This window comes from Sphingobacterium sp. IITKGP-BTPF85, assembly GCF_001006065.1.
Classification (GTDB): Bacteria; Bacteroidota; Bacteroidia; order Sphingobacteriales; family Sphingobacteriaceae; genus Sphingobacterium; species Sphingobacterium anhuiense.
Genome location: NZ_ASZT02000193.1, coordinates 1 through 7,528, shown reverse-complemented (window position 1 = coordinate 7,528; position 7,528 = coordinate 1). Strand labels below are relative to the sequence as shown.

At 35.4% G+C, this 7,528-nt stretch carries 5 protein-coding genes, 1 tRNA gene and 1 pseudogene; 3 read left to right on the top strand and 4 right to left on the bottom strand.

Annotation, left to right across the window (positions count from 1 at the left end; all coding sequences use genetic code 11):
- Window positions 1-182: 182 nt before the first annotated feature.
- Window positions 183-1,208: a LacI family DNA-binding transcriptional regulator gene (locus tag L950_RS23110; RefSeq protein WP_021191083.1), complete on the top strand. Its 1,026-nt coding sequence runs from the start codon at window positions 183-185 to the stop codon at window positions 1,206-1,208.
- 22 nt (window positions 1,209-1,230) lie between these two features.
- Here L950_RS23110 and uxaC read toward each other — a convergent pair whose 3' ends face one another.
- From uxaC to L950_RS23095, 3 genes and pseudogenes are all read right to left on the bottom strand, one after another.
- Entirely contained in the window at window positions 1,231-2,640 is a 1,410-nt protein-coding gene (uxaC, locus tag L950_RS23105; RefSeq protein ID WP_021191082.1) for a glucuronate isomerase, read from the bottom strand.
- Between the two features lie 10 nt (window positions 2,641-2,650).
- Window positions 2,651-3,810: pseudogene (gene uxuA / locus L950_RS36910) on the bottom strand (mannonate dehydratase).
- Window positions 3,811-3,822: 12 nt separating this feature from the next.
- On the bottom strand, window positions 3,823-4,644 hold the full coding sequence (locus tag L950_RS23095; protein ID WP_021191081.1) for an SDR family oxidoreductase: 822 nt from the start codon (window positions 4,642-4,644) through the stop codon (window positions 3,823-3,825).
- A 161-nt stretch (window positions 4,645-4,805) separates the two neighbouring features.
- On the opposite strand from L950_RS23095, the gene L950_RS23090 reads away from it, so the two are divergent.
- Window positions 4,806-5,690 (top strand): PfkB family carbohydrate kinase, encoded by an 885-nt coding sequence (locus tag L950_RS23090; protein ID WP_021191080.1) that lies wholly within the window; start codon window positions 4,806-4,808, stop codon window positions 5,688-5,690.
- A gap of 276 nt (window positions 5,691-5,966) precedes the next feature.
- Window positions 5,967-6,449 carry a bifunctional 4-hydroxy-2-oxoglutarate aldolase/2-dehydro-3-deoxy-phosphogluconate aldolase gene (locus L950_RS23085; protein WP_316930744.1) on the top strand — a complete coding sequence of 161 codons (483 nt, stop codon included), beginning with the start codon at window positions 5,967-5,969 and terminating at the stop codon, window positions 6,447-6,449.
- Window positions 6,450-6,490: 41 nt separating this feature from the next.
- Here L950_RS23085 and L950_RS23080 read toward each other — a convergent pair.
- Window positions 6,491-6,564 (bottom strand) — tRNA-Pro (locus L950_RS23080).
- Window positions 6,565-7,528: the final 964 nt, after the last annotated feature.

Sequence of the window (7,528 nt, the reverse complement as noted above, 5' to 3'; positions counted from 1 at the left end):
AGTTTGCCGTGAACCGGTAAAAGGCTTATAACCTGACCGATAAATTTATGGTTAAACATATAATTAATAGAAAATGTATAATCTCTGCTCAAAATCGATTGTCGATTCTGTAGATTGTTTAGTGATATATCATATTTATAAATATCTTTATACATCTACAATAACCAAAATTAGTAATCAAAATGGCTAAAACTACCTTAAAAGATATCTCTAAAGCATTGAATATATCAATCTCAACAGTTTCCAAAGCTTTATCAGATAGTTATGAAATTAGTGAGAAGACCAAAAAGGTTGTTCAGGACTACGCTACAAAAATGAATTTTAGCGTTAATAAAGTGGCACAAAGTCTTAAAATCGGGAAAACAAATACTATCGGTGTTATTGTATGCGCGATTAATAATACATTTATAGCAGAAATACTAGACGGAATTCAAAAAGCATCTATAGAAACAGGCTTTGATATCATCATTATGCAGAGCAGAGAAGATATACAGGTTGAGAAATCCTGTATTGAAGTTTTAAACTCGAGAGGTATTGACGGACTTTTGATTTCACCAGTCAGCGAATCATCGAATCTGAGTTTATTGAAAGAATTACAAGAAAACGGAAAACCAATCGTTATTTTTGATAGAACAGTCAATCAATTAAAAACGGATAAAGTCGGTGCCAACAATTTCGACGGGGCTTATAAAGCTACCAAACACCTCCTCGAACAAGGACGTACAAATATCCTTCATATTACAGGACACCAATTAGGTGTTTCCAAAGACAGATTAAACGGATATAAAGAAGCTTTAAGAGAATTTGAAATTCCACTAAAGCCCTATTACTTTATTGAATGTAATATTCAAGATACCGCAATACTTGATAAACAAATCAAAAGCGCCATACAAAAAACACTAAACACAGAACATAAGCTAAATGCAATTTTTGGAGCTACCGATGTCATCACCACAAGAACACTCGGAATTCTAGCAGAACTCGGGATTAAGGTTCCAGAAGAAATCGCTGTTATTGGCTTTTCTAATATTTCTATTCCAACGTCACTCAACCCTGCATTGAGCAGAATCAAACAGCCTGCAAGTGAAATCGGACATACTGCAATGAAAAAACTCATTTATCTTATTAAGCGTCCATCACATAACGATTTTGAAACAATCGAACTAGAAACTACCCTGGAAATAAGAAAATCAAGTCTTTTGACTTGATTTTGCACCTCAGTTAGCTTTTTTACTTTTTAAAATAGGCAACCGCATTGTGATAACAAATATCCGCTATAACCTTTCCAATCATATCGACATCATGCGGAAGGTACCCCTTGATGATATCTTCTGCAAAAATATTAGCAAGCAATCTTCTAAAATATTCGTGTCGAGAATAAGACAAGAAGCTTCGCGAATCGGTTAACATCCCAATAAAACAACTGATCAAACCATAATTAGAAAGTGCATTTATCTGTTCTGTCATACCATCCAACTGATCCTGATACCACCATCCTGAACCAAATTGAATTTTTCCCTTCATATTCCCGCCCTGAAAATTACCGATCATTGAACCAAAAACAGCATTATCAGCAGGATTAACATTATATATGATTGTCTTGGCCAATTGATCCTTCGTATCGAGATAATTAAAAAAATCTGCCATACGATCAGCTTGAGGGTAGTCCCCAATAGAATCATATCCCGTATCAGCACCCAAAATTGTCAGCTTCCCTTTATTTGTATCACGCAACGGACCTAAATGAAATTGCTGCGCCCAATTTTTTGCATGGTACTTTGAGCATAATTCACTTAAAACATAAAAAACAAAGCTATCTTCCACTTCCAAAACTCCAGTATCATCTCCATTGATCACGCGAATAAAAGTAGAATTCACTTCCGCTAAATTAAATGCCCCTTTTTTAGGCAGATATTTCAACCCATGATCTGAAGCCACACAACCCAAAGAGTCAAAATAATTAATTCGTTCATCAAGTGCTTCTAATAAAGAATCCAAGTGGTGTATTTTTATTCCGCTCACATCGGATAGTTTTTGCACATAAGCTCTAAATACATCTCCTTTCGATAACTGAAAAACCTTATCTGGGCGAAACGTCGGAAGTACTTTTGTGTTAAATTCAGTATTTAAACTTAAAGCCTTATGAAATTCCAGACTATCAATTGGATCATCAGTTGTTCCCACCATCTCAACATTAAAATGGTTCAAAAGTCCCTGAGTACTAAAACTCGGTTCCTTCAATTGTTCCCTTGTTTGTTCATAAATAGCATGTGAACTTTGAATGTTGAGGAATTTGTTAATTCCAAATGGATTCTTAAGCTCCATATGTGTCCAATGATACAGCGGATTTCTCAATGTTTGAGGCACAATCTCCGACCATTTTTGAAATTTTTCAAAATCAGAAGCTTCTCCTGTAATATATTTCTCTTCAACTCCCAAAGTTCGCATAGCACGCCATTTGTAATGGTCACCATAGAGCCAAATTTGAGCAAGATTGTCAAACTGATGATTATTGCTAATCTGATCAGGGGGAAGATGATTATGGTAATCTATAATAGGAAGATCTTTTGCATAATTATGATATAGCTGTTGTGCAATATCCGATTGCAGTATAAAATTATGATTGATAAAATCTGACATTCTTTTTTGTTTATTGACCTAAAATTCCATATTCTAATCCCCTGAGTTCTGCGAGCCCTCTCAACCGACCAATTGCAGAATATCCAGGATTCGTCTTCTTATTTAGATCATCCAACATTTGATGACCATGGTCAGGTCTAAAGGAAATAGGTCTGATTCGATTTTGATTTTCAGTGATCAAAATTTTCATCACAGCATACATATTTACATCACCATCTAAATGATCAGCTTCAAAGAAACTTCCTAAAGTGTCTTTCTTTACATTTCTCAGATGCGAAAAGTAAACTCTTTCTTTAACAGCGTCCAAAATGGATGCAACATCATTCGACTGACTAGCACCAAGAGAACCTGTGCAAAAGCAAATGCCATTAAACGGCTTATTAACACCTTCAAGTATTGCTACCAGATCAGATTGATTGCTCACAATACGTGGAAGACCTAAAATTGGATATGGCGGATCATCGGGATGTATAGTCATTTTAATCCCCTCCCGTTCACAAACGTCACTTATCGATGACAGGAAATGAAGCAAATTATTTAATAATCCCGTTCGACCAAGCTGACCATACACAGCAATGCTGTTATTCAGGTCCTGTAGTGTAATATCATTTTCTCCAGGGATTCCCATCAAAACAACTTGTTCTAACGCATCAAGATCTTGCTGTGAATAAGAAGAAATTTTTTTTCAACTCCTTCCAACATCACTGTTGTATAATCCTTGACTGCATCTATTCGCTTTAGAATATGAATATCAAATACGGCAAGATCAATCCAATCAAAATACAAAGCTTTTGAACCATCTTTCATCAATAGATCTAATTGTGTTCTGGTCCAATCTAAAACAGGCATGAAATTATAAGTAATGATCTGAATTCCACATTTCGCTAAATTCTCCAAAGACATCACATAGTTTTCAATATAATATGCGGCATCATTGCTTCCTGTTTTTATCGCCTCATGCACTGGAAGACTCTCTACGACCGACCAGACTAATCCACTATCTTCAATAATTCTTTTACGTTCTAAAATATCTTCGACAGGCCAAACATCGCCATGGGCAATATGGTGCAATGCCGTTACAATACCTGTCGCACCAGCTTGTCTTATATCATCCAAGGAAACGGGATCATTAGGCCCATACCATCTCCAAGTTTGTTCAAGTTTCTTCATACCTTAAATTTATTAAACCCCACACCATGCGTTAAACCCGCCATCAACAAAAATCGTTTCACCAGTAACCAAAGCAGAAGCATCACTTAATAAGTAGACTAAAGTTCCCTTTAGTTCATCTGGCTCTCCTAAACGTTGATAAGGCATCGCATTAATAAATTTCTGCGCCCGGTCGGAATATGTACCATCGGGGTTTATCAGTAGATTTCGATTTTGCTCTGTTAAAAATACCCCTGGTGCAATTGCATTGACACGTACCTTATCACCGTATCGTAAAGCTAATTCAACAGACATCCATTTCGTGTAGCCATCTACACCGTGTTTTGCAACCGTATACCCCAAAACTCTAGTTAATGGTCTACTTGCTGCAAGTGAGGAAATATTAACAATAGAACCCTTACCAGATTCAGCTATTACACGTCCAAAAATATGTGTCGGAATAATTGTTCCATTCAAATTAAGCTCAATTGCTTTCAGCGTATCTCTTATATCATGGTCAAAAAGATTTTGTTCAGGCTTTATTGTTGCTCCAGCAATATTACCGCCAGCGGCATTGACCAAACCGTCAATCGTACCCCATTTCGCTATTATTTCATCCTTAGCCCTTATCACGTCCTCTTCGTTCAAAACATCTACTTGTATTGCTAATGCCTCAGCACCTTTCGCCTCAATAGCCTGGACTCGTTCTTGGAGTTTTTCTTTATTCCTACCCAGTACTGCAACCTTTGCACCAGCTTCAGCCAAAGCATCTACAAAAGATTTTCCTAGAACTCCAGTTGCACCGGTAACCACAACAACGTGATTGTTCAATGAAAATTTATCCAATATCCCCATTTTATAATTGTTAGATTTAAAGTTACCAATTTTATGAAATAATTAATTCCTAAAGAAACATCCTTATAACTTTATTTACTCAAACGTTTTCGAAATTATAGACACAATCAATACAGAAATACAATTATTTATACTACTTTCGAAAAGTAAACTAATAACTTATGGATAAAAACACAGTCCTTTGCTTCGGAGAGATTCTTTATAGATTACAAGCAAAAGATGAATATTTCTTTAATGATGACCAATCGGTAGTCTATTCCTATCCAGGAGGATCAGAAGCGAACGTTGCTGTTGCTCTTGCCTCGCTATCAATACCGACTACTTACGTGTCTGTTGCTCCTGATCACTCTTTAACCAAGGAGATTTTAAACACACTCAATCACAAAAACGTCGATACCTCCAAGTTTATATTTGGTGGCGAACGCTTAGGTTCTTACATATTGCAATCGGCAAATGGTTTAACAAGCGGAGAGGTAATATACGATCGTAAGTACTCGTCATTTTCCACACTTAAAGCGGAAGATATTGATTGGGATGAACTATTTACCGACTGTTCATGGTTTCATTGGACAGCCTTAACACCTGCATTAAACGAGGAATTAGCGCAGCTCATGCTAACAGCATTGAAAATAGCGCAAGAAAAGAAAATCACCATATCTGTCGACCTCAATTATAGAAGTAGGTTATGGCAATATGGAAAACAGCCTCTAGATATTATGCCTACATTAGTTTCATATTGCGATGTTATTATGGGAAATATTTGGGCTGAACACAAAATGCTTGGAACTTCTATTCATGAGCAGTTGGTCAGAAATACCTCTTGCAGCGAATATTTCGACTATTCCAGTTTAGTTGCTCAAGAAATATTTGAAAAATATCCGAAATGCAAACATATCGCTAATACGTTTAGATTTATGGACAACCCTAAACATAATCTATTTTACGGTACATATCATAGCCCTGCAGAAAATAAAATAAGTACTATTTTAGAGACAAATGACTTAATTGATCGTATTGGTAGCGGAGACGCTTTATGGGAGGTCTAATTGCTGCTATTTATGAAGGTAAGTCTGCTCAAGAAATTATAGACACTGCGACCCAACTCGGATTCAAAAAACTATTTAACAAAGGTGATTTCATCAATTTATAATAATCAACATGCATACTATCCTATCCAAGATTGAAAGTTCTCCCATTATCCCCGTCTACTATCATGACGATATTGACCAATGTATTGCCATTTTAACATCATGTTATAATGGTGGAGTTCGCGTTTTCGAATTTGTCAATAGAGGTCCTGAAGCGCATAACAACTTAAGGCTCTGCTTAAATACCGCGATGACAATTTCAAAGATTTAAAGCTAGGAATTGGAACCATTAAAACGAAGCAACAAGCCTTAGATTTCATAAATATAGGAGCAGAGTTTATTGTTAGTCCTATTGTGAAAGCAGAAATTGCAGATGTGACCTTAAAAAATAATATACTTTGGATACCGGGTTGCATGACGCCCACTGAAATTTCAGTTGCTGAAGAATTAGGTGCACCATTAGTAAAACTTTTCCCCGGTGATGCCTTAGGAGCAAATTTTTTGAAAGGTATCAAGCCTCTATTTCAATCATTGAAATTTATGCCTACAGGTGGTGTATCATTAGATGAAGAAAATCTGTTAGCGTGGTTCCAAGCTGGAGTATCAGCAGTAGGTATGGGATCAAAGTTATTTAATGGCCCGACAGAATCAGAAGAAAATAATTATATTGAAAATAGATTACAAAAAGCTTTTCAGTATATTGAAAGCTTAAAATAGAAAAATAAAAAAAGCTCTAACTTTCGTTAGAGCTTTTTTTGTCGGGGTGGCAGGATTCGAACCTACGACCTCCTCGTCCCAAACGAGGCGCGATACCGGGCTACGCTACACCCCGAAAAGGTATCACCTTTTGTTTTATTGTGATGCAAATATACAGCGAATATTAGTAATGTCAAATTTATTTTTCACTTTACACAATAAAAGACTGATTAGCTGACAAATAAATTTCAATTAACCAAAAAACAATCTCATATTTAAGGTGATTGATAGAATAATCTGCCTCTCCATGGTCTAAATCGATAATTTTTTGGAACCTGTTTCTTCTCTAAAGAATAGCTTTTATCAGTCCATTCGCTATTACAAATGCTTAAATTGATTTCAAAAAAACAAAAATGAGTAAGTATAAACCTTTAAACTATATAATAAATTTCAATATTTTTGATTAGTTGAAAAGAGATTTACGTTCATTTTCATTCCATTTATCCTGAATAGATGTGCTATGTCTAGTTCTAAATTAATTGTGTATTTCGCCGATTTGCACTCATTCAGAAATCCTACTGATTTCTGAATTACACAAAAGTAGCAACCATATGTTTGAGCTAATTAATTTTAAAATCTAGGTTGAATTTCGATCAATTTTCAGGCTTGTAAATCCTTTTTCAACAGACGTAACTACATAAGTAGCTTAAATTCTAAAGGCAATAAATTCTTTAAAAGAATACAAATAGCTCACAGCTAGTGTTTTATAGATTATATAGCAATGAACAATCATTTACTAAATTTCTATTTATTGAAATATTCAAGATTACACCTCTAATTAATGAGTTCTTAAAGAAGCAAATTAGACCAGTGAAATAATTCGATTATTTAGAGAAAACATGAAAGTACTTTAACTGGTTTAAATGTGTTAAAAATTAGAGATTGCAAGATACGGAGACATTATGCTTGTCCGATAGGAAGAGGATGTAGAAGCTGAATAGGTCAAATGCTGAGCATGAAGGGCCTGCAGAAGTTACTGAAAGGATCGGAATAGCTATGTTCTCAGCATAAAAAAGGTCTAAACACAAAAAAGCCTCTGC

Bases quoted from the DNA above. Each gene is read 5' to 3' on its own strand.
- L950_RS23095 (WP_021191081.1), bottom strand. From the start codon at position 4,644: ATGGGGATATTGGATAAATTTTCATTGAACAATCACGTTGTTGTGGTT.
- L950_RS23110 (WP_021191083.1), top strand. From the start codon at position 183: ATGGCTAAAACTACCTTAAAAGATATCTCTAAAGCATTGAATATATCA.
- uxaC (WP_021191082.1), bottom strand. From the start codon at position 2,640: ATGTCAGATTTTATCAATCATAATTTTATACTGCAATCGGATATTGCA.
- L950_RS23090 (WP_021191080.1), top strand. From the start codon at position 4,806: ATGGATAAAAACACAGTCCTTTGCTTCGGAGAGATTCTTTATAGATTA.